A 20,843-nucleotide genomic window follows, 5' to 3' on the forward strand; every position below is an offset into this window, starting at 1 on the left:
TCAGTCGATTATCGGATTGTTTGGCGATTTTCCCGAGCTTAATCTTCAGTGACTCCGGCGCTGAACCTCGCGCCTTTTTATCACTGGCGATTCCTTACAAGAACAGGAGCCCGCTCCATGGCTGAGATCCTTCCGCTGCACGACGCGGTGAAGCAATTCGTCAACGACGGCGATACCGTCGCCCTCGAAGGCTTCACTCACCTGATCCCTACGGCAGCGGGTCATGAAATCATTCGTCAAGGCAAGAAAGATCTGACGCTGGTGCGGATGACGCCTGACCTGATCTACGACCAACTGATCGGCGCCGGTTGCGCGCGCAAACTGATTTTCTCCTGGGGCGGCAACCCGGGCGTGGGCTCGCTGCACCGCCTGCGTGACGCGGTCGAAAAACAATGGCCGCATCCGCTGGAAATCGAAGAACACAGCCACGCCGACCTCGCCAACGCCTACGTCGCCGGCGCGTCCGGCCTGCCGTTCGCAGTGCTGCGTGCCTACGCCGGCTCCGACCTGCCGAAGGTCAATCCGCTGATCAAAACCGTGACCTGCCCGTTCACCGGCGAAGTGCTGGCGGCAGTGCCATCGGTGCGCCCGGACGTCACCGTGATTCACGCGCAGAAAGCCGACCGCAAGGGCAACGTGTTGCTCTGGGGCATTCTCGGTGTGCAGAAAGAAGCCGCGCTGGCCGCCAAACGCTGCATCGTCACCGTGGAAGAAATCGTCGACGACCTCAACGCACCGATGAACGCTTGCGTACTGCCGACCTGGGCCTTGAGTGCGGTCTGTCACGTGCCGGGCGGCGCGCATCCGTCCTACGCCCACGGTTACACCGAGCGTGACAATCGTTTCTATCAGGCGTGGGACCCGATCGCTCGCGACCGTGAGACGTTTACCGCGTGGATCAACGAATACATCCATGGCTGCGCTGACTTCAGCGAATTCCAGGCCAAATTGGCCGCTGCTTCGGAGGCCAAGTAATGACTTACACCACCAATGAAATGATGACCGTCGCGGCGGCCCGGCGCCTGAAGAACGGCTCGGTATGTTTCGTCGGCATCGGCCTGCCATCGAAAGCCGCCAACCTCGCGCGTCTGACTTCATCGCCGGACGTGGTGCTGATCTACGAATCCGGCCCGATTGGCGCCAAGCCGAGCGTACTGCCTCTGTCGATCGGTGACGGCGAGTTGGCCGAGACCGCCGACACGGTGGTGCCGACCGGTGAGATTTTTCGCTATTGGTTGCAGGGCGGGCGCATTGACGTCGGTTTCCTCGGCGCCGCGCAGGTTGACCGTTTCGGCAACATCAACACCACCGTGGTCGGCGACTACCACGCGCCGAAAGTGCGTCTGCCGGGTGCCGGTGGCGCGCCGGAGATTGCCGGTTCGGCGAAAAGCGTGCTGATCATCCTTAAACAGTCGGCGCGGTCGTTTGTCGACAAGCTCGACTTCATCACCTCGGTCGGTCACGGCGAGGGCGGCGATTCGCGTAAACGGCTGGGCCTGCCGGGCGCCGGGCCGGTGGGCATCATCACCGACCTGTGCATCATGGAACCGGAGGAGGGTACGCATGAATTCGTGGTCACTGCGCTGCATCCGGGCGTGACCCGCGAGCAAGTGGTCGCCGCCACCGGTTGGGCGATTCGTTTTGCCGACTCTGTTGAAACCACCGCTGAGCCGACCGAAGTCGAGCTGACGGCGCTGCGTGATCTTGAAGCGCGCACCGCTGCCGCCCACGGTCAGGCACCGGGAGAAGCATGATGCGTGACGTGTATATCTGCGACGCGATTCGCACCCCCATTGGCCGCTTCGGTGGCGCATTGTCCGCCGTGCGCGCCGACGACCTGGCCGCCGTGCCGATCAAGGCCCTGATGGAGCGCAATCCATCGGTGGACTGGAATGCCGTCGATGAGGTGTTCCTCGGCTGCGCCAATCAGGCCGGCGAAGACAACCGCAACGTTGCGCGCATGGCGCTGCTGCTGGCGGGACTGCCGGACAGCGTGCCCGGCGTTACGCTCAATCGCCTCTGCGCTTCGGGCATGGACGCGATCGGCACCGCATTCCGCGCTATCGCCAGTGGCGAGATGGAGTTGGCGATTGCCGGTGGCGTCGAGTCGATGTCCCGCGCGCCATTCGTGATGGGCAAGGCCGACGCGGCGTTCTCGCGCAACATGAAGCTGGAGGACACCACCATCGGCTGGCGTTTCATCAACCCGCTGATGAAGGCGCAGTACGGCGTCGATGCCATGCCGCAAACCGCTGACAACGTCGCCGACGACTATAAGGTCTCGCGCGCAGATCAGGACGCCTTTGCCTTGCGCAGTCAGCAACGTACCGCCGCCGCGCAGGCCGCCGGTTACTTCGCCGAAGAAATTGTTGAAGTACGGATTGCCCACAAGAAGGGCGAAACCGTGGTTAGCCAGGACGAACATCCGCGCGCCGATACCACGATTGAAGCGTTGAACAAGTTGAAACCGGTCAACGGCGCGGACAAAACCGTCACCGCCGGCAATGCCTCGGGGGTCAACGATGGTGCTGCTGCGCTGATTCTGGCTTCGGCCGAAGCGGTGAAAAAACACGGCCTGACCGCCCGCGCAAAAGTGCTCGGCATGGCCAGCGCCGGTGTCGCACCACGGGTGATGGGCATCGGCCCGGTGCCGGCGGTGCGCAAACTCGCCGAGCGCCTTGGCGTCGCGGTCAGCGATTTCGACGTGATCGAGCTCAACGAAGCGTTCGCCAGCCAGGGCCTCGCGGTATTGCGCGAGTTGGGTCTGGCCGACGATGCGCCGCAGGTCAACCCGAATGGCGGCGCGATTGCCCTCGGTCACCCGTTGGGCATGAGCGGTGCGCGGCTGGTGCTGACCGCCCTGCATCATCTGGAAAAGACTGGCGGCAAGAAAGGTCTGGCGACCATGTGCGTCGGTGTTGGCCAGGGTCTGGCCCTGGCCATCGAACGTGTCTGACGCACTGCGGCACTTACAAGAACTGAGGAAAGCGAAATGACTGACAAGCCTGGTTACCGTCGCCCACAGGCAGGCACTCAGCCTGACTACCTGCACCCGACGTATCAATCCACCAACCTGCGCTCGCCGTCCAAGCCGTTGGTGCACCTGCCCCATTCACTCTCGGAAATCACCGGGCCGACCATCGGCGCCGAACACGTTGCCGAGAAGGACAATGACCTCACCGCTCAGCACGACGGCGAGCCATTGGGCGAGCGCATCATCATTCACGGCCGCGTGCTCGACGAAGACGGCCTGCCGGTGCCGGGGATTCTGGTGGAGATCTGGCAGGCCAACGCCGCCGGCCGCTACAACCATGCCCGCGACCTGCACGACGCGCCGCTGGACCCGAACTTCACCGGCACCGGCCGCACCGTCACCGATGCCGATGGCTGGTACCAGTTCCAGACCATCAAGCCCGGCGCCTATCCGTGGGGCAACCACCACAACGCCTGGCGCCCGGCGCACATCCACTTTTCCCTGTTTGGGCCGAGCATTCTTACGCGTCTGGTCACGCAGATGTACTTCCCCGGTGATCCGCTGCTGGCGTATGACCCGATCTACAACTGCGTGCCGGACACTTCGGCCAAGGAACGCCTGATCGCCAGTTTCGATCTGGAAAAAACCATTCCGTCCTACGCCCTCGGTTACCGCTGGGACATCGTGCTGCGCGGCCGTGAAGCCACGCCGATGGAGAAATAAGATGACGCTCTATGCGACCACGTCCCACACCGTCGGGCCGTATTACCACATCGGCCTGACCTGGCTGAACCGCGAAACCCTGGCCAACGAGCTGACCCTCGGCGAGCGCGTGGCAATCACCGGCCAAGTGGTGGATGGCAATGGCGATGTCGTCAACGACGCCATGCTCGAAGTCTGGCAGGCCAACGCCGCCGGCAAGTACGACCACCCGGAAGATCAGCAGGACAAACCGCTCGACCCGAATTTCGAAGGCTTTGGCCGGGTACCGGTGGACGCTGAAGGGCGCTTCCGTTTCACCACGATCAAACCGGGCACCGTGCCGGGGTTGAAAGGCTCGACCCAAGCGCCGCATCTGGTGGTGCTGGTGTTTGCCCGTGGTCTGGTCAAGCATTTGCTGACGCGGATTTATTTTGAAGGCGAACCGGCAAACGTTGCTGACCCGTTGCTCGAGTGCGTGCCGGCGGAGCGTCGCCAGACGTTGCTGGCCAAGCAGGATGCTTCGGGTGTTTACCAGTGGAATGTGGTTCTGCAGGGCACCGATGCCGAGACGGTGTTCTTCGATTATTGAGAGAACACCCCAAATCCCCTGTAGGACAGAGTCCCTGTGGTGAGGGGATTTATCCCCGCTGGGCTGCGAAGCAGCCCCAAAAACCAGTCGGCGCGGTATTCAGATGAACCGCGTGTATCTGATTTGCGAGTGCTTCGCACTCGAGCGGGGATAAATCCCCTCGCCACGAAGGCTGATCCAGACGTGGGTGATGATCCGATGTGGAACGGGACTGTTGCAAAGTATGTCTAGACTGTGACTGTCCCTATCGAGTGAAAAAACAATGACAACCACCACCTCCCACTACACCGGCGAAGAGCGCAGCAAGCGCATCTTCGCTATCGTCGGCGCTTCGTCCGGCAACCTCGTCGAATGGTTCGACTTCTACGTCTACGCCTTCTGCGCGATCTATTTTGCCCCGGCGTTTTTCCCCTCCGATAACCCCACCGTGCAACTGGTCAACACCGCTGGCGTATTCGCCGCCGGGTTCCTGATGCGTCCGATTGGTGGCTGGATTTTCGGCCGGGTCGCTGACAAGCACGGGCGCAAGAACTCGATGCTCATCTCGATTCTGATGATGTGCTTCGGCTCGTTGCTGATCGCCTGTTTGCCGACCTACAAGGACATCGGCGTCTGGGCACCGGTGCTGTTGCTGTTCGCGCGTTTGCTGCAAGGTCTGTCGGTCGGCGGCGAGTACGGCACCACCGCGACTTACATGAGCGAAGTCGCGCTCAAGGGCCAGCGCGGATTCTTCGCCTCGTTCCAGTACGTGACGCTGATTGGCGGGCAATTGCTGGCGGTGTCGCTGGTGGTGGTGCTGCAACAGTTCCTCACTGAAGAAGACCTGCGTGCCTACGGCTGGCGGATTCCATTCGTGGTCGGTGCGGTGGCGGCGCTGATTTCGCTGTTCCTGCGTCGTTCGCTGAAGGAAACCACCAACAAAGAAACCCGCGCGCACAAAGACGCCGGCAGCATTACTGCACTGTTCCGCGATCACAAAGCGGCGTTCATCACCGTGCTCGGCTACACCGCTGGCGGCTCGCTGATTTTCTACACCTTCACCACCTACATGCAGAAATACCTGGTGAACACCGCCGGCATGCACGCCAAGACCGCCAGCTACATCATGACCGGCGCGCTGTTCCTGTATATGTGCATGCAGCCGTTGTTCGGCATGCTCGCCGACAAGATCGGCCGGCGTAATTCGATGCTCTGGTTCGGCGCGCTTGGCACGCTGTTCACCGTGCCGATTCTGCTCAGCCTGAAAAGTATCAGCAGCCCGTTCCTCGCCTTCGTGCTGATCACCCTGGCGCTGGCAATCGTCAGTTTCTACACCTCGATCAGCGGTCTGGTGAAGGCCGAGATGTTCCCGCCGGAAGTGCGCGCGCTTGGTGTCGGCCTGGCTTACGCGGTGGCCAATGCAATCTTCGGCGGTTCGGCGGAATTCGTTGCCTTGAGCCTCAAGGCCGGCGGCATGGAAAACGCCTTCTACTGGTACGTCACGGCGATGATGGCGGTGGCTTTCCTGTTCAGCCTGCGTTTGCCCAAGCAGGCGAAGTATCTGCACCACGATCTGTAAACCCATGTGCGCGGGCTGCGAGGCCCGCGCCGGCAAGGACTGTTTATGACTCAGCGACCGGGCAATCAATTGTTCGATGCCTACTTCACCGCCCGCGATATGCGCGAAGTGTTCTGCGATCAGGGCCGGGTGCAGGCGATGCTCGATTTCGAAGCGGCGCTGGCCCGGGCCGAGGCGCGGGTCGGGCTGATTCCTTTATCCGCTGTGGCGCCGATTGCCGCAGCGTGCGACGCCGGTCTGTATGACTTCGCAGCGCTGGGCGAGGCGATTGCCACGGCCGGCAATTCAGCGATTCCACTGGTCAAGGCCTTGGGCAAGCAGATCGCCTCGAGCGATGCCGAGGCCGAGCGCTATGTGCATCTGGGCGCGACCAGTCAGGACGTGATGGATTCCGGGTTGGTCCTGCAATTGCGCCAGGCGCTGACGCTGATCGAAAACCAACTGGCACAACTGGCCGACTCGCTCGCCACTCAGGCACAACGTTTCGCCGCCACGCCACTGGCCGGTCGCACCTGGCTGCAACACGCGACGCCAGTGACCCTCGGTATGAAAATCGCCGGTTGGTTGGGCGCCGTGACGCGCAGCCGTCAGCGTCTGCAACAACTGAAACCGCGTCTCCTGGTGCTGCAATTCGGTGGCGCCTCCGGCACGCTCGCGGCGCTGGGGGCACAGGCGTTGCCAATCGCTGAGGCCTTGGCCGAAGAGCTGCAACTGACCCTGCCCGAGCAACCGTGGCACACCCAGCGTGACCGCATCGTCGAATTCGGCGCCGTGCTTGGCCTGATCGCCGGCAGCCTCGGCAAATTCGGCCGCGACATCAGCCTGTTGATGCAGACCGAAGCAGCGGAAGTTTTTGAGCCAGCGGCACCGGGCAAGGGCGGTTCGTCGACCATGCCGCACAAGCGCAACCCGGTCGGCGCGGCGGTGCTGATCGGCGCGGCAACGCGGGTGCCGGGGCTGGTGTCGACGCTGTTCAGCGCGATGCCGCAGGAACACGAACGCAGCCTCGGTTTGTGGCACGCCGAATGGGAAACCCTGCCGGAGATCTGCTGCCTGGTGTCCGGTTCGCTGCAACAGGCACGTTTGCTGGCCGACGGTCTGGAAGTCGATGCGGCGCGCATGGCCCGCAACCTCGAATTGACCCAAGGCCTGGTGCTGGCCGAAGCGGTGAGCATCGTCCTCGCCCAACGCGTCGGCCGCGACACCGCGCATCACCTGCTCGAACAATGCTGCAAACGCGCCGTGGCCGAGCAGCGCCATCTGCGTGCGGTGCTGGCTGACGAGCCGCAAGTCACCGCCGAACTCAGTGGCGCTGAACTCGATGATCTTCTCAACCCCGCGCATTACCTCGGCCAGGCGCAAGTCTGGGTCGAGCGTGCGGTGGCTGAACACAACGCTTTGACTGTCTGAAGGAGAGGGCTGTGGCTTTCGTTCAACTCGCCGATGGCGAACTGCACTATCAAATAGAAGGCCCGGCCGCTGCGCCGGTGCTGGTGCTGTCCAACTCGCTGGGCACCGACCTGCACATGTGGGACGCGCAGATGCCGGCGTTCACCGAGCATTTTCGCGTGCTGCGTTTCGACACGCGCGGCCATGGGCAATCGCTGGTCACCGAAGGGCCGTACAGCATCGAGCAATTGGGCCATGACGTACTCGGTCTGCTCGATGCGCTGCATATCGAGCGCGCGCATTTCTGCGGACTGTCGATGGGCGGGCTGATCGGTCAGTGGCTGGGGATCAACGCAGGCCATCGTCTGCACAAACTGATCGTCTGCAACACGGCGGCGAAAATCGGCGATCCGTCGGTATGGAATCCACGCATCGAAACCGTGTTGCGTGACGGCCCGGCGGCGATGGTCGCACTGCGTGATGCCTCGGTTGCGCGCTGGTTCACCCCAGACTTTTCCGCAGCGCATCCCGAGGCGGCGAAGAAGATTACCGACATGCTTGCCGCAACCAATCCACAAGGCTATGCGGCCAACTGCGCGGCCGTGCGCGATGCCGATTTTCGTGAACAACTGGCTTCGATCAACGTGCCGTTGCTGGTGATTGCCGGCAGCGAAGATGCGGTGACGCCGCCGTCCGGCGGGCACTTCATTCGCGACCATGTGCGCGACGCCGAGTACGCCGAGTTCCATGCGGCGCATTTGTCCAACGTGCAGGCCGGCGCCGATTTCAGCGACCGTGTGCTGGCGTTTTTGCAGGCTCAGTGAGGAAGATTTTGTGGACGAGAAACAACGTTACGACGAAGGCATGCAAGTCCGCCGCGCGGTGCTGGGCGATGCCCACGTTGATCGCAGCCTGACCACGCTGACCGAGTTCAACTCGGAATTCCAGGAGATGATCACCCGCCACGCCTGGGGCGACATCTGGACCCGCCCGGGCCTGCCCCGCCATACCCGCAGCCTGATCACCATCGCCATGCTGATCGGCATGAACCGCGAGGGCGAACTGAAACTGCACCTGCGTGCGGCGGCCAATAATGGTGTGAGCCGTGGCGAGATCAAGGAAGTGATCATGCAGAGCGCAATCTACTGCGGCATACCGGCGGCGAACGCGACGTTTCATCTGGCCGAATCGGTGTGGGATGAACTCGGGGTTGAATCCCGCGAGTGAGGTTGTTGCACTGACGCCTTCGCGAGCAGGCTCGCTCCCACATTGGAATGCATTTCCCTGTGGGAGCGAGCCTGCTCGCGAAAGCGGTAGCGGCCGTAACGAATCACACCCTGGCGACAATAAATATTCGCTTGAATGCAAACAACGTATGCCCATCCGCCTCCTGCGGATAATGCTCATGCACCCGCATCAGGTAGTGATAGATAAACCGCGCCTGTTCCGCTGAACTCAACGCCTGCATCACTGGCCGCAGCGCCGAGACCTTCACCCAGTCATACACCGGCGACTTGTCGTCAACCACCTGCAACTGCTCGGTCTCCCAGATATCCAGCGACGTAGTCATGGGCGCGAGCAACCGATAGTAATCCTCCAGTGCCAATAACGGCCGCGCCGCCATGCGCTGGCGCAGTTCAGGCGTGCCCAGTGGTGTGCCACCGGGGCCGCCGTTTTCGAGGGTATCGAGCATCAGCCGATACCACAGCGCATCGCGCCAGTCCGGCATGTGCGCCGCCAGACAGCCGCCGGGATTCAGATAACCGAGCAGGCGCGGCAGCAGTTTTTCATGGCCTTCGATAAAGTGCAGCACGGCGGCCGCGAACAGCAGATCCGCCGGCTGCTCAGGTTGCCAATCAAGCAGGTCGCAATGTTTCCACAACGCCCGGATCGGCAGGCAGCGTGCCTCATCGAGCATCTGCGCGGAGCTGTCGACGCCCTGCAACTGCGCGCGCGGCCAGCGTTTGGCCAACAACTGCGTGGCAATGCCGGTGCCGCAGCCGAGGTCGTAAATGCGTTGCGGGTTGTGCAGGTCGACGCGGTCGAGCAATTCGTTGACCGGACGTTGTCTGAGACGCGAAAACTGTTGGTACGCCTTGGCGTCCCAATCGGGTGCAGTGGTGCGGCGCGTGATCATGAGGTGATCCTCCGGTGATCAAATGGTGTCTTCCGATGACAACCTGGTGCACAGCTGGAGACCGACTACGAAACGGAAGCGTGAAGGGTTGGAGCACCTGAGTCCTTCAAGGTTTGCTCACTGTAACCGCCGCCCGCAAAAGCGCTACATGGCCTGACCAATGGCATGCATCTGTGATGGGAATCAAATGTGGGAGCGAGCCTGCTCGCGAAGGCCATTTCATATTCGACACAGATGTCGACTGAAGCAGCGCTTTCGCGAGCAGGCTCGCTCCCACAGTGGAGCATGTTTGGTTAAAGCAGGCTGATCGGGTAGCTGACGATCAATCGGTTCTCGTCGAACTCGTTGTTACTGAAGTCGCGGCGCATGGTCGAGTTGCGCCATCTGACGTTCAGATCCTTCAACGTGCCGCTCTGCACCGTGTAACCCAGTTCCGATTCGCGGCCCCATTCCTTGCCGTCGGTGATCGTCCCGGTGTGCACGTTGTCGCCGCTGATGTAGCGGTTCATCAGGGTCAGGCCGGGGATGCCCATGGCGGCGAAGTTGTAGTCGTGGCGCAACTGCCAGGAGCGTTCCTGAGCGTTGTCATAACTGGCGTTGTAGCTGTCGTTGGCCAAGGTGCCGCCGCTGGTGCCGTTGACGCGCATCCAGGCGCTGTCGCCGGTCAGTTTCTGCAGGCCGAGGTAGAACGTGCTGCCGCCGTACTTGGCCGAAAACATGCCGTACCAGGTCTTGTTGTCCAGATCGCCGGCACGCGCGCTGCCATCTTCCTTGCCGTAGAAAAATCCGAGGTTGGCGCCCAGCGTCCAGTCGCCGAGCGGCTGACTGTGCAGCACGTTGAGGTACTGCTGGCTGTAGATGTCCTTGAGCTGCGCGTTCCACAGGCCGATCTGCGTGCGCTTGTCGTTGAACAGGTATTCGCCGCCCTGGAAGTTGAAACGATCAGAGGTGAACGCGGCTTTGCCGGTCATCGACATGTCGCTCATGCTGCTGTCGTCGCGCGGGCTGTTGGCGCGGAACTGGCCGCCATAGAGGGTCAGGCCGGCGATTTCCTTGGAGGTGATCTGGCCGCCACGGAAGGTTTGCGGCAGCGAGCGACCGTCGTCCGAACGCAGAATCGGCAATACCGGCATCCACTCGCCGACCTTCACCTCGGTCTGGGACAGTTTGGCTTTGAAAGCGACGTTGGTGCGACCGAAGTTGTCCGCCGGGCGGCCGTCATGGTCCAGCGGCAACAACTGCGTGCCGCCCGTGCCTTTACCGCCATCGAGCTTGATCGAATACAGCCCGAGTACGTCCATGCCGAAACCGACGGTGCCTTGGGTAAAGCCGGATTTGGCGTCGAGGATGAAACTCTGCGTCCATTCTTCAGCCTTGCCCTGGGTTTTGGTCGGGTTGGTGAAGTTGCGGTTGATATAGAAGTTGCGCAGGTTGAGGTTGACCTTGGCGCCTTCAACGAAGCCGCCTTCTTCGGCGCTTGCCGGCAGGGCCAGACCGGCGATGGCCAGGGCGATCACAGCGGGCAATGCGTAGGGCACAGGGAAAACTGTCATGGACTTGGGTCTCTCTTGTTTTTTTAGGGCGAACGGCTGCGCTGTCGCGGCGGGTGCGGCGCAGGCAACGTGATGCAGGTCTGAGATGCAGCGGTGGCGGTCAGCCGGACGGGGCAGGGCGCGGGAGCATGGTGTCGAACCTGTTGTTATTGGTTTTGTGGAGCGAATGGTGCGGGGGGCGGATGTTTGGATTCAATTGGGAAAAGCGGGTTTTGGGCGATTATCGAACAGCATTGAAGATCAAAAGATCGCAGCCTTCGGCAGCTCCTACAGGGCAACGCATTTCAAATGTAGGAGCTGCCGAAGGCTGCGATCTTTTGATCTTCAAAAAACAAAAAGCCCACCAATAAGGTGGGCTTAATGTATTCAGCCGAGGATCAGAACAGCTTCATCTTCGGCGCTTCTTCTTTCAGCGCTTCGTTCTGCGCGGTTTGCGCATTCCAGCCACCGCCCAGGGCCTTGTACAGGTTGACCGCACTGGTCAACTGCGCGAGGCGGTCGGTGATCAGCGCTTGTTGTGCGCTGAACAACTGACGCTGGGCATCGAGGAAGGTCAGGTTGCTGTCGACGCCTATGCGATAGCGACGTTCGGCCAGGCGGTAGTAATCCTGGTTGGCCTGAACGAAGTCACGCTGCGCTTGCAACTGCTCGGTGTAGGTCTGGCGGGCGGCGAGGCCGTCGGCGACTTCCTGGAAGGCGGTCTGGATGGACTTCTCGTAGTTCGCCACGCCAATGTCCTTCTGGATCTTGGCGTAGTCGAGGCTGGCGCGCAGGCTGCCGGCGTTGAAGATCGGCAGGTTGATCTGCGGCTGGAACAGCCACGTCCCCGAACCGCCCTTGAACAGGCCGGACAGGTCCGGGCTCAGGCTGCCCGCGTTGGCGGTCAGGCTGATGCTCGGGAAGAACGCTGCACGGGCCGCACCGATGTTGGCGTTGGCCGCCTTCAGGTTGTACTCGGCCTGGAGGATGTCCGGACGACGTTGCAGCAGGTCCGAAGGCAGACCGGCCGGTACGTCGCTGAGCAGATCATCAGACAGCGGTTTGGCCGTTTGCAGATTGGCCGGAATACCGGTGCCGAGCAGCAGGGTCAGGCTGTTTTCGTCCTGCGCGACCTGGCGGGTATAACGCGCCAATTGTGCCCGGGCGTTTTCCACGGAAGTGCGCGACTGTGCCAGATCCAGCGCCGAGGCCACACCGACTTCGTTGCTGCGGCTGGTCAGCTTGTAGCTTTCTTCGAAGGCACCGAGGGTGTCCTGCGTCAGCTTGAGCAGTTCCTTGTCCGCTTGCCAGGTCAGGTAAGCATTGGCGACGTTGGCGACCAGACTGATCTGCGTACTGCGGCGTGCTTCTTCAGTAGCGAAGTACTGTTGCAACGCTTGCTCGCTCAGGCTGCGCACCCGACCGAACAGGTCGAGTTCGTAGGCGCTGACGCCGACGGTAGCCGAGTAGGAGCTGCTGATCATCGACTCGCCGGTCTGCGAGGCACGGGCCGGCAGACGCTGGCGGCTGCCGGCGGCATTGGCCGACACTGCCGGGAACAGGTCGGCGCGCTGGATGCGGTACTGCGCCGCGTAAGCGTCGATGTTCAGCGCCGCGACACGCAGGTCGCGGTTGTTTTCCAAGGCGACCTGGATCAGCTGTTGCAGGGCAGGGTCATGGAAAAACTGCTTCCAGCCCTGTTCGGCAGCGGCTTGCGCCGGAGCCTGGGCCGGCGAATATGCCGGCCCCTGCGGGTACTGGCCTGCGACCGGAGCCTCAGGCTGCTGATAGTCAGGTATCAGCGAGCAACCGCTCAGCACGAAGGCGGCGACTGCGATGGAGAGTAGCGACTTGCTCATTGGCCAGCCTCTTTAGGAGTTTCAGTAGTCTCATCCGCGTCGGTCTTTTTACGCTGACCGATGGACGACACAGTAACGAAGAACAGTGGGACCCAGAAGATCGCCAGGATCGTGGCCGTGAGCATACCGCCAATCACGCCGGTACCGATCGCGTGCTGACTGCCTGAACCGGCGCCGGTGGAAATCGCCAGCGGCACAACACCGAGAACGAAGGCCAGCGAGGTCATGATGATCGGGCGCAGACGCATGCGGCAGGCTTCAATTGCCGCTTCACGCAGGCTGCGTCCCTGTTCATGCAGTTCCTTGGCGAATTCGACGATCAGAATGGCGTTTTTAGCCGCCAGACCGATGGTCGTCAACAAGCCCACCTGGAAGTACACGTCGTTGGACAGACCGCGCAGGCTGGTAGCCATCAGTGCACCGATGATCCCCAGCGGTACCACGAGCATGACCGCGATCGGAATCGACCAGCTCTCATACAGCGCCGCCAGACACAGGAACACCATCAGCAGCGACAGGGCGTACAGCGCTGGCGCTTGCGAGCCGGACAGACGTTCCTCGTAGGACAGACCGGTCCAGGATATACCGACACCGGCCGGCAGCTTCTTGGCAATCGCTTCGACTTCAGCCATCGCTTCACCGGTGGAGTAGCCAGGCGCCGGAGCCCCGAGGACCTCGACCGCTTCCACACCGTTGTAACGCGCCAGTTTCGGCGAACCGTAGACCCACTCACCCTTGGCGAACGCCGAGAACGGAACCATGGTGCCTTCGGCGTTGCGCACGTACCACTTCTTCAAGTCTTCGGGGCTCATGCGCGAATCCGGCTGGCCCTGCACGTAGACTTTCTTCACCCGACCACGGTCGATGAAGTCGTTGACGTAGCTACTGCCCAGCGCGATCGACAGGGTGTTGTTGATGTCGCTGATGGTGATGCCGAGGGCACTGGCCTTCTCGTCGTCGATTTCCAGCTGGAACTGCGGCTCATCGTTCAGGCCGTTCGGACGCACCTGGGTCAGCACCTTGCTTTGCGCCGCCATGCCGAGGAACTGGTTGCGCGCTTCCATCAGTTTTTCGTGACCGATACCGGCGCGGTCTTGCAGGAACACGTCGAAACCGGTGGCGTTACCCAATTCCAGAACCGCTGGCGGGGCGAAGGCAAACACCATCGCGTCGCGGAAGCTGAAGAAGTGTTGCTGGGCACGCGCGGCGAGCTTGAACACGCTGTTGTCGGCGTTACGCTCGCCCCACGGTTTGAGCATGATGAACGCCATACCCGAGCTCTGCCCACGGCCGGCGAAGTTGAAGCCGGTCACGGTGAACACCGAAGCCACCGCGTCCGCCTCACCACCGTCCTTGTTCGGACGCAGCAGGTACTCACGCATTTCATCCACGACCACCTGCGTGCGCTGGGCACTGGAACCGGCCGGGGTCTGCACCTGGGCGAACAGTACGCCCTGGTCTTCTTCCGGCAGGAACGCGGTCGGGATGCGGGTGAACAGCCAGATCATGCCGACGACGATCAGCAGATACGCCAGCAGGTACGGCGCCTTGCGGGTCAGCATGTTGCCGACGCCGCGCTCGTAGCTGCGCACGCCACGGTCAAAGTTACGGTTGAACCAGCCGAAGAAACCTTTCTTCGGAGTACCGTGCTCGCCTTTCGGAATCGGCTTGAGCATGGTTGCGCACAGCGCCGGGGTGAAGATCAGGGCAACCAGCACCGACAGGGCCATGGCCGACACGATGGTGATCGAGAACTGCTTGTAGATCACACCAGTGGAGCCGCTGAAGAATGCCATCGGCAGCAGTACCGCCGAGAGCACAAGGGCGATACCGACCAGCGCGCCCTGGATCTGGCCCATGGATTTCTTCGTCGCTTCCTTCGGTGACAAGCCTTCTTCGCTCATCACCCGCTCGACGTTTTCCACCACGACGATGGCATCGTCCACCAGCAGACCGATGGCCAGCACCATGCCGAACATGGTCAGGGTGTTGATGCTGAAACCAGCGGCGGCGAGGATGCCGAATGTACCGAGCAGTACCACTGGCACGGTCATCGTGGTGATGACGGTGGCGCGGAAGTTCTGCAGGAACAGGAACATCACCAAGAACACCAGCGCGATCGCTTCGACCAGCGTGTGCACCACGCCTTTGATCGACTCGGTCACCACCGGGGTGGTGTCGTACGGGAACACCACTTCCATGCCTTGCGGGAAGAACGGCTTGAGGCTGTCGATGGTGTTGCGCAGCGCTTTGGCGGTATCGAGGGCGTTGGCGCCGTTGGCCAGTTTCACCGCCAGACCGGAAGCCGGGCTGCCGTTGAACTGGGCGCTGATCGCGTAGTTCTCGCCGCCGAGACCAACTTCAGCCACGTCTTTGAGGCGAACCTGCGAGCCGTCCTTGTTGACCTTGAGCAGGATTTCCTTGAACTGCTCAGCGGTCTGCAGACGGGTCTTGCCGATGATCGTCGCGTTCAGTTGCTGGCCCTGCACGGCAGGCAAGCCACCGAGCTGACCGGACGACACCTGGACGTTTTGCGCGGCAATGGCGTTCTTCACGTCGACCGGGGTCAGGTTGAAGTTGTTCAACTTGGCCGGGTCGAGCCAGATACGCATCGCGTACTGCGCACCGAAGACCTGGAAGTCACCGACACCGGCGGTGCGCGAGATCGGGTCCTGCATGTTCGACACGATGTAGTTGGACAGGTCGTCCTTGCTCATGCTGCCGTCACGCGAAACCACGCCGATCACCAGCAGGAAGTTCTTCACTGCCTTGGTCACGCGGATACCCTGTTGCTGCACTTCCTGCGGCAGCAGCGGGGTGGCCAGGTTCAGCTTGTTCTGAACCTGGACCTGCGCGGTGTCGGAGTTGGTGCCTTGCTCGAAGGTCGCGGTGATGGTCATGCTGCCGTCGGAGTTACTTTCCGACGACACATAACGCAGGTTGTCGATACCGTTGAGCTGTTGCTCGATGACCTGTACCACGGTGTCCTGCACGGTTTGTGCAGACGCGCCTGGGTAGGTCACCTGGATAGCAATGGCCGGTGGCGCAATGCTCGGGTATTGGTTGATCGGCAATTTCAGGATCGAAAGTGCCCCGACCAGCATGATCACCAGGGCGATTACCCAGGCGAAAATCGGACGGTCGATGAAGAATTTTGACATGGGTTACTCCCCTTTGCCGCCGGCGGCTTTGTCAGCTGCCTTTGCGGGGGCCGGGTTCTTGGTGCCGACGTTAGTCGCCTCGGTCGCTTTGACCTCGACGCCCGGTTTGACGTACTGCAGCCCTTCGGTGATCAGACGATCGCCGGCTTTCAGGCCGTCTTCGATCAGCCACTGGCTGCCGACAGTGCGGCTGGCCTTGAGCTGACGCAGCTCGACCTTGTTGTCGGCGCCGACGACCAGTGCGGTCGGGGTGCCTTTGAGGTCGCGGGTCACGCCTTGCTGTGGCGCGAGGATCGCCGCGCTGTTGACGCCGGCCTGCAACTGGGCGTGGACGAACATGCCTGGCAGCAGGGTGTGATCCGGGTTGGGGAACACTGCGCGCAGGGTCACCGAGCCGGTGGTCTGGTCAACCGAGACTTCGGAGAATTCCAGCTTGCCGTCGAGCTTGTACTGGCTGCCGTCTTCCAGGGTCAGCTTGACCGCAGCGGCGTTGTCGCCAGCCTTCTGCAGACGGCCGCTTTCCAGTTCGCGGCGCAGTTCCAGCAGTTCCACCGACGACTGGGTGACGTCGACGTAGATCGGATCGAGCTGCTGAATCACTGCCATTGCATCGGCCTGGCCATTGCTGACCAGTGCGCCTTCGGTCACCGAAGAGCGGCCGATACGGCCGGAGATCGGCGCATAGACCTTGGTGTAACGCACGTTGATCTGCGCAGTCTGAAGCGACGCTTCCGATTGCAGGCGGTTGGCCAATGCGGTGTCGTATTCCTGACGGCTTACGGCTTGCTCATCGACCAATTGCTTGTAGCGGTCGGAGATGGACTTGGTCGAACGCAGGTTGGCTTCGGCACTTTTCAGCGTCGCTTCATAGACCGACGGATCGATCTGATAAAGCTGCTGACCGGCTTTGACGTCGGCGCCTTCCTTGAACAGACGCTTGAGAATGATGCCGTTGACCTGCGGGCGAACTTCAGCGATGCGGAACGCACTGGTGCGGCCCGGAAGTTCCGAGGTCAGGGTAAAGGCTTGTGGTTGCAGGGTGACGACGCCGACCTGAGGGGGCGGAGCGGCTGGGGCCGCTTCTTCCTTTTTACATCCGCTGAGCAGCGATGCCAGGGCGACGGCAGTGACCAGAGCGGTAACAGCTGGCTTGAATTGCATGAAGATCCTCGGGTCAGGCGCGCATGAAGCGCACAAGAAGTGTGAAAGAGTAAAAATCGGGCACCGGGTGGATAAGTAGCTTGCTAAGTAATATACTTACGTTCATGGTTGTTTGTAAATACCTGCGCCGCGTACCCACCCTGATACAAAAGTCGTCGCAAGGTTTGAAATTGTAGGCCGGGGAGTCGATTCACGAGAGATCGCCCCCTCTTTATTCAGCGGATATTCAGCCATCCCTGAAACATCCTGTTTGAGGTTTTACTGCCATGGTCCGTCGTACCAAAGAGGAAGCTCAGGAAACCCGCAGCCAGATCCTGGAAGCGGCCGAGAAAGCCTTTTATGAAAGGGGGGTTGCCCGCACCACCCTGGCGGACATCGCGACCCTCGCCGGCGTAACGCGTGGCGCCATCTACTGGCATTTCAGCAACAAGGCCGATCTGGTCCAGGCGATGCTCGACAGCCTGCACGAACCGCTGGATGAACTGGCCAAGGCCAGCGAAAGCGAGGACGAACCGGACCCGCTGGGCTGCATGCGGCAGTTGCTGATTCATTTGTTTCATCAAGTTGCACTGGACCCGAAAACCCGGCGCATCAACGAAATTCTGTTTCATAAGTGCGAGTTCACCGATGAAATGTGCGATCTGCGCCAGCAGCGCCGGACGGCCAGTCTCGATTGCAATCTGCGCATCGGCCTGACCCTGCGTAATGCGGTGAATCGCGGCCAGTTGCCGGAAGATCTCGACACTGCCCGCGCGGCCATCAGCATTCATGCCTACATCGACGGCCTGCTGTACGGCTGGCTGCTGGCCCCGGACAGCTTCGAACTGCATGCCGAGGCTGAACGCTGGGTCGACACCGGGCTGGACATGCTGCGCCTGAGCCCAAGCCTGCGCAAATGAAACAAAATGCGCAATTGCCCGGCAGGATGTCAATCAGCCGCCATGGCTGATCATCGCGGCGGGGAGTTTAATCGTAGCGAGTCGCAGATTTTGTAGGGAAATTGTGTCGCTGTTGTTAAACGGTGTTTGCTTGCGCTTGTCCTGCGCCAATAGCAAAAAGCCCCTGACTCTCAAAAGTCAGGGGCTTTTTCATTTCTGCGCTACAGCGTGATTACAAGGTCGGATAGTCGATATAACCGACCGGACCCTTGCCGTAGAAAGTCTCCGGATGCGGCTCGTTCAGCGGCGCATCAGCCTGCAAACGTGCCGGCAGGTCCGGGTTGGCAATGAACGGCACGCCGAACGCTACGGCGTCTGCCTTACCGCTGGCCAGCCACGCGTTGGCGCTTTCCTTGGTGAATTTTTCGTTGGCGATGTACGGGCCACCGAAAGCTTCTTTCAGTTGCGGGCCGAGGCTGTCGGCGCCTTCTTTTTCGCGCGAGCAGATGAACGCGATGCCACGCTTGCCCAGTTCACGGGCGACGTAGGTGAAGGTCTCGGCAAGGTTGTCATCGCCCATGTCATGGGAGTCGGCACGCGGTGCCAGGTGCACACCAACGCGGCCAGCGCCCCATACTTCGATCGCGGCGTCGGTCACTTCCAGCAGCAGGCGCGCACGGTTTTCCAGCGAGCCGCCGTACTGGTCGGTGCGCTGGTTGGTGCTGCTTTGCAGGAACTGGTCGAGCAGGTAGCCGTTGGCGCCGTGGATTTCCACGCCGTCGAAACCGGCGGCCTTGGCGTTCTCGGCACCGGTGCGGTAGGCGTCGACGATGTCGGCGATTTCAGCGGTTTCCAGCGCGCGCGGGGTCGGATAGTCGGCCAGCGGGCGGACCAGGCTGACGTGGCCCTTTGGCTGGATGGCGCTTGGCGCAACCGGTGCTTCACCGTTCAGGTACGAAGGGTGAGAAATGCGGCCAACGTGCCACAGTTGCAGGAAGATCTTGCCGCCGGCGCCGTGAATCGCCTTGGTCACGTTGGCCCAGCCACGCACTTGATCGTTGGACCAGATGCCCGGGGTGTCCGGGTAGCCGACGCCCATCGGCGTTACCGAAGTGGCTTCGCTGAGGATCAGGCCGGCCGAGGCGCGTTGTACGTAGTATTCGGCCATCAGCGCGTTCGGCACACGACCTTCGTCGGCGCGGCAGCGGGTCAGCGGGGCCATGATGATGCGGTTGTTCAGCTCGATGTCGCCGAGTTTGATCGGGTCAAAAATAGTCGCCATGTCTAAAAGCCTCTTTTAATAAGGAAGTTGATCAGTTGGAAGCAGGCGCCAGCTCGGCATTGCCGTTCTGGCGGAAGGTAATCAGGGTCACCAGCAGGGCAAGTACGGCCAGCGCGGCGGCGGCGAGTGGCACGCTGGTCAGGCCGTAGCCGTGGGCGATGACGCTGCCGCCGACCCAGGCGCCGAGGGCGTTGCCGACGTTGAAGGCGCCGATGTTCAGGGTCGAAACCAGGTTCGGCGCAGCCTTGCCGAAGGTCACCACGTTGACCTGCAGCGCCGGCACAGCGGCGAAACACGCGGTGGCCCAGAGGAACAGAGTGATTTCAGTCGGGATCAGCGCGACGCTGGTCCAGCTCAACACCGTGGAAACCACGGCCATGGCGATGAACACGCCGATCAGCGTGGCGGCCATGCCTTTGTCGGCGAGTTTGCCGCCGATGATGTTGCCGACAGTCAGGCCCAGACCGATGAGCATCAGCGTCCAGGTCACGCCACGTGGCGACACACCGGTGACTTCACCGAGCAGCGGCGCAACGTAGGTGAACAGGGTGAACACCGAGGCGGCGAACAGCGCGGTCATGCTCAGCGACAGCCAGATGCCGGCGCCCTTAAGGGCGGCGAGTTCGGCGCGCATGTCGAGTTTCTCTTCGTCCCGCTTGGCCGGCAGAAAGCGGATCAAGCCGATCAGCGCGATCACACCGATGACGGTCACCGCCCAGAAGGTCGAACGCCAGCCCGCTTCCTGACCCAATGCGGTGCCCAGCGGTACGCCAAGTACGTTGGCCAGGGTCAGACCGGTGAACATCAAGGCTACTGCCGAGGCACGTTTGTTTGGCGCGACCAGATTGGCCGCCACCACCGAGCCGATGCCGAAGAACGCACCGTGACACAGCGCGGTGACGACCCGGGCAAACATCAGCACGTTGTAGTCGCTGGCGATGGCGCAGAGCAGGTTGCCGACAATAAAGATGCCCATCAACGCCACCAGCGCTGCCTTGCGCGGCAACCTGGCGGTGGCCAGCGCCATGAACGGTGCACCGATGGCCACGCCCAGGGCGTACCCGGTGACCAGCCAGCCGGCGCCGGGAATCGACACACCGAGATCCGCCGCCACGTCGGGCAGCAGGCCCATTATGACGAACTCGGTGGTGCCAATGGCGAAGGCGCTCAGGGCGAGGATGAGAAGCGAAAGGGGCATGCAGGTTTCCTTGTCGGCTGACTGACGTTAAGGGTCAGAGCTCTTTACTGAGAGTGCTGAGAAACGCCTGGATGACGTCCTCGTTACGTTTGAAGAAATGCCACTGCCCGGCCTTCTGGCTGCTGATCAGCCCGGCCCGTTGCAACGTCGCCAGATGGGCCGACACGGTCGATTGCGACAGGCCGCAACGCTGATCGATCTGCCCGGCGCAAATACCGTATTCGTGGTTGTGCAACTGCTCGGGGAATTCGCCTTTCGGGTCTTTCAGCCAGTTGAGGATGTCTCGCCGTACTGGGTGCGCCAGGGCTTTTATTATTTCGTCGAGGTCGAGGTTCATGGCTTGGGCTCGTGGTGGCAGTAGCGATATATCGCGATGGAGCGAACTTTAAATCGTTGGATCGCGATATACCAATATGAATTCGG

At 61.6% G+C, this 20,843-nt stretch carries 19 protein-coding genes; 11 read left to right on the forward strand and 8 right to left on the reverse strand.

From position 1 onward, the window contains the following. Positions 1-117: 117 nt before the first annotated feature. The 9 genes from ASG55_RS02665 to pcaC all read left to right on the forward strand — a co-directional run bounded on the left by ASG55_RS02665 (position 118) and on the right by pcaC (position 8,439). Positions 118-975, forward strand: a complete 858-nt coding sequence (locus tag ASG55_RS02665; RefSeq protein ID WP_056783400.1) for a CoA transferase subunit A — start codon at positions 118-120, stop codon at positions 973-975. After that, positions 975-1,754 (forward strand): CoA-transferase subunit beta, encoded by a 780-nt coding sequence (locus tag ASG55_RS02670; protein ID WP_016771341.1) that lies wholly within the window; start codon positions 975-977, stop codon positions 1,752-1,754. The genes ASG55_RS02665 and ASG55_RS02670 overlap by 1 nt, the downstream gene beginning before the upstream one ends. Beyond that, a complete protein-coding gene (gene pcaF, locus ASG55_RS02675) occupies positions 1,751-2,956 on the forward strand; it encodes a 3-oxoadipyl-CoA thiolase (RefSeq protein ID WP_177342704.1) in 1,206 nt (401 codons plus the stop codon). Before ASG55_RS02670 ends, pcaF begins: the two co-directional genes overlap by 4 nt. A 36-nt stretch (positions 2,957-2,992) precedes the next feature. Continuing rightward, a complete protein-coding gene (gene pcaH, locus ASG55_RS02680; RefSeq protein WP_041478916.1) occupies positions 2,993-3,697 on the forward strand; it encodes a protocatechuate 3,4-dioxygenase subunit beta in 705 nt (234 codons plus the stop codon). Between the two features lies 1 nt (position 3,698). Next, entirely contained in the window at positions 3,699-4,265 is a 567-nt protein-coding gene (pcaG, locus tag ASG55_RS02685) for a protocatechuate 3,4-dioxygenase subunit alpha (protein WP_056783404.1), read from the forward strand. A gap of 262 nt (positions 4,266-4,527) precedes the next feature. Further along, positions 4,528-5,823: an MFS family transporter gene (locus tag ASG55_RS02690; RefSeq protein WP_041478914.1), complete on the forward strand. Its 1,296-nt coding sequence runs from the start codon at positions 4,528-4,530 to the stop codon at positions 5,821-5,823. A gap of 45 nt (positions 5,824-5,868) precedes the next feature. After that, positions 5,869-7,233 (forward strand): 3-carboxy-cis,cis-muconate cycloisomerase, encoded by a 1,365-nt coding sequence (locus ASG55_RS02695; protein WP_056783405.1) that lies wholly within the window; start codon positions 5,869-5,871, stop codon positions 7,231-7,233. An 11-nt stretch (positions 7,234-7,244) separates the two neighbouring features. Beyond that, positions 7,245-8,036, forward strand: coding sequence for a 3-oxoadipate enol-lactonase (gene pcaD / locus ASG55_RS02700; RefSeq protein ID WP_056783407.1), 792 nt, complete (start codon positions 7,245-7,247; stop codon positions 8,034-8,036). Between the two features lie 10 nt (positions 8,037-8,046). Beyond that, positions 8,047-8,439, forward strand: a complete 393-nt coding sequence (pcaC, locus tag ASG55_RS02705) for a 4-carboxymuconolactone decarboxylase (protein ID WP_007917093.1) — start codon at positions 8,047-8,049, stop codon at positions 8,437-8,439. Positions 8,440-8,542: 103 nt separating this feature from the next. On the opposite strand, the gene ASG55_RS02710 is transcribed toward pcaC, so the two are convergent. Together ASG55_RS02710 and ASG55_RS02715 are read right to left on the reverse strand one after the other, a co-directional pair. Next, the gene (locus tag ASG55_RS02710) at positions 8,543-9,349 is read right to left on the reverse strand and encodes a methyltransferase domain-containing protein (RefSeq protein WP_056783409.1); all 807 of its coding nucleotides are present in this window, start codon (positions 9,347-9,349) and stop codon (positions 8,543-8,545) included. A gap of 293 nt (positions 9,350-9,642) precedes the next feature. Further along, positions 9,643-10,902, reverse strand: coding sequence for an OprD family porin (locus ASG55_RS02715; RefSeq protein WP_056783411.1), 1,260 nt, complete (start codon positions 10,900-10,902; stop codon positions 9,643-9,645). A 128-nt stretch (positions 10,903-11,030) separates the two neighbouring features. Between ASG55_RS02715 and ASG55_RS26730 the strand changes: the two genes are divergently transcribed. Beyond that, entirely contained in the window at positions 11,031-11,252 is a 222-nt protein-coding gene (locus tag ASG55_RS26730) for a hypothetical protein (RefSeq protein WP_156388160.1), read from the forward strand. A 27-nt stretch (positions 11,253-11,279) separates the two neighbouring features. On the opposite strand, the gene emhC is transcribed toward ASG55_RS26730, so the two are convergent. The 3 genes from emhC to emhA are packed head-to-tail and all read right to left on the reverse strand — an operon-like array spanning position 11,280 to position 17,062. Continuing rightward, the gene (emhC, locus tag ASG55_RS02720) at positions 11,280-12,740 is read right to left on the reverse strand and encodes an efflux RND transporter outer membrane subunit EmhC (protein WP_016771333.1); all 1,461 of its coding nucleotides are present in this window, start codon (positions 12,738-12,740) and stop codon (positions 11,280-11,282) included. Beyond that, positions 12,737-15,901 carry an efflux RND transporter permease subunit EmhB gene (emhB, locus tag ASG55_RS02725; RefSeq protein WP_041478908.1) on the reverse strand — a complete coding sequence of 1,055 codons (3,165 nt, stop codon included), beginning with the start codon at positions 15,899-15,901 and terminating at the stop codon, positions 12,737-12,739. Before emhB ends, emhC begins: the two co-directional genes overlap by 4 nt. Positions 15,902-15,904: 3 nt before the next feature. Then, on the reverse strand, positions 15,905-17,062 hold the full coding sequence (gene emhA / locus ASG55_RS02730) for an efflux RND transporter periplasmic adaptor subunit EmhA (RefSeq protein WP_056783413.1): 1,158 nt from the start codon (positions 17,060-17,062) through the stop codon (positions 15,905-15,907). A 266-nt stretch (positions 17,063-17,328) separates the two neighbouring features. Here emhA and emhR point away from each other — a divergent pair, with 266 nt between their 5' ends. Beyond that, positions 17,329-17,961, forward strand: coding sequence for an efflux system transcriptional repressor EmhR (gene emhR / locus ASG55_RS02735; RefSeq protein WP_016771330.1), 633 nt, complete (start codon positions 17,329-17,331; stop codon positions 17,959-17,961). A gap of 211 nt (positions 17,962-18,172) precedes the next feature. Here the strand turns inward: emhR and ASG55_RS02740 are convergent, their stop codons facing one another. The 3 genes from ASG55_RS02740 to ASG55_RS02750 are packed head-to-tail and all read right to left on the reverse strand — an operon-like array spanning position 18,173 to position 20,757. Continuing rightward, a complete protein-coding gene (locus ASG55_RS02740) occupies positions 18,173-19,222 on the reverse strand; it encodes an alkene reductase (protein WP_041478907.1) in 1,050 nt (349 codons plus the stop codon). Positions 19,223-19,253: 31 nt separating this feature from the next. After that, complete coding sequence (locus ASG55_RS02745; protein ID WP_056783415.1) at positions 19,254-20,420, reverse strand: MFS transporter; 1,167 nt, start codon at positions 20,418-20,420, stop codon at positions 19,254-19,256. Positions 20,421-20,454: 34 nt separating this feature from the next. Then, positions 20,455-20,757, reverse strand: coding sequence for an ArsR/SmtB family transcription factor (locus ASG55_RS02750; RefSeq protein WP_016771327.1), 303 nt, complete (start codon positions 20,755-20,757; stop codon positions 20,455-20,457). Positions 20,758-20,843 lie beyond the last annotated feature (86 nt).

Source organism: Pseudomonas sp. Leaf434, assembly GCF_001425545.1.
GTDB lineage: Bacteria > Pseudomonadota > Gammaproteobacteria > Pseudomonadales > Pseudomonadaceae > Aquipseudomonas > Aquipseudomonas siliginis.

What these genes read in the sequence shown, in the direction of transcription:
- ASG55_RS02665 (WP_056783400.1), top strand. Translation starts at nt 118, where the DNA reads ATGGCTGAGATCCTTCCGCTGCACGACGCGGTGAAGCAATTCGTCAAC.
- ASG55_RS02670 (WP_016771341.1), top strand. Translation starts at nt 975, where the DNA reads ATGACTTACACCACCAATGAAATGATGACCGTCGCGGCGGCCCGGCGC.
- pcaF (WP_177342704.1), top strand. Translation starts at nt 1,751, where the DNA reads ATGATGCGTGACGTGTATATCTGCGACGCGATTCGCACCCCCATTGGC.
- pcaH (WP_041478916.1), top strand. Translation starts at nt 2,993, where the DNA reads ATGACTGACAAGCCTGGTTACCGTCGCCCACAGGCAGGCACTCAGCCT.
- pcaG (WP_056783404.1), top strand. Translation starts at nt 3,699, where the DNA reads ATGACGCTCTATGCGACCACGTCCCACACCGTCGGGCCGTATTACCAC.
- ASG55_RS02690 (WP_041478914.1), top strand. Translation starts at nt 4,528, where the DNA reads ATGACAACCACCACCTCCCACTACACCGGCGAAGAGCGCAGCAAGCGC.
- ASG55_RS02695 (WP_056783405.1), top strand. Translation starts at nt 5,869, where the DNA reads ATGACTCAGCGACCGGGCAATCAATTGTTCGATGCCTACTTCACCGCC.
- ASG55_RS02710 (WP_056783409.1), bottom strand. Translation starts at nt 9,349, where the DNA reads ATGATCACGCGCCGCACCACTGCACCCGATTGGGACGCCAAGGCGTAC.
- ASG55_RS02715 (WP_056783411.1), bottom strand. Translation starts at nt 10,902, where the DNA reads ATGACAGTTTTCCCTGTGCCCTACGCATTGCCCGCTGTGATCGCCCTG.
- ASG55_RS26730 (WP_156388160.1), top strand. Translation starts at nt 11,031, where the DNA reads ATGGTGTCGAACCTGTTGTTATTGGTTTTGTGGAGCGAATGGTGCGGG.
- emhC (WP_016771333.1), bottom strand. Translation starts at nt 12,740, where the DNA reads ATGAGCAAGTCGCTACTCTCCATCGCAGTCGCCGCCTTCGTGCTGAGC.
- emhB (WP_041478908.1), bottom strand. Translation starts at nt 15,901, where the DNA reads ATGTCAAAATTCTTCATCGACCGTCCGATTTTCGCCTGGGTAATCGCC.
- emhA (WP_056783413.1), bottom strand. Translation starts at nt 17,062, where the DNA reads ATGCAATTCAAGCCAGCTGTTACCGCTCTGGTCACTGCCGTCGCCCTG.
- emhR (WP_016771330.1), top strand. Translation starts at nt 17,329, where the DNA reads ATGGTCCGTCGTACCAAAGAGGAAGCTCAGGAAACCCGCAGCCAGATC.
- ASG55_RS02740 (WP_041478907.1), bottom strand. Translation starts at nt 19,222, where the DNA reads ATGGCGACTATTTTTGACCCGATCAAACTCGGCGACATCGAGCTGAAC.
- ASG55_RS02745 (WP_056783415.1), bottom strand. Translation starts at nt 20,420, where the DNA reads ATGCCCCTTTCGCTTCTCATCCTCGCCCTGAGCGCCTTCGCCATTGGC.
- ASG55_RS02750 (WP_016771327.1), bottom strand. Translation starts at nt 20,757, where the DNA reads ATGAACCTCGACCTCGACGAAATAATAAAAGCCCTGGCGCACCCAGTA.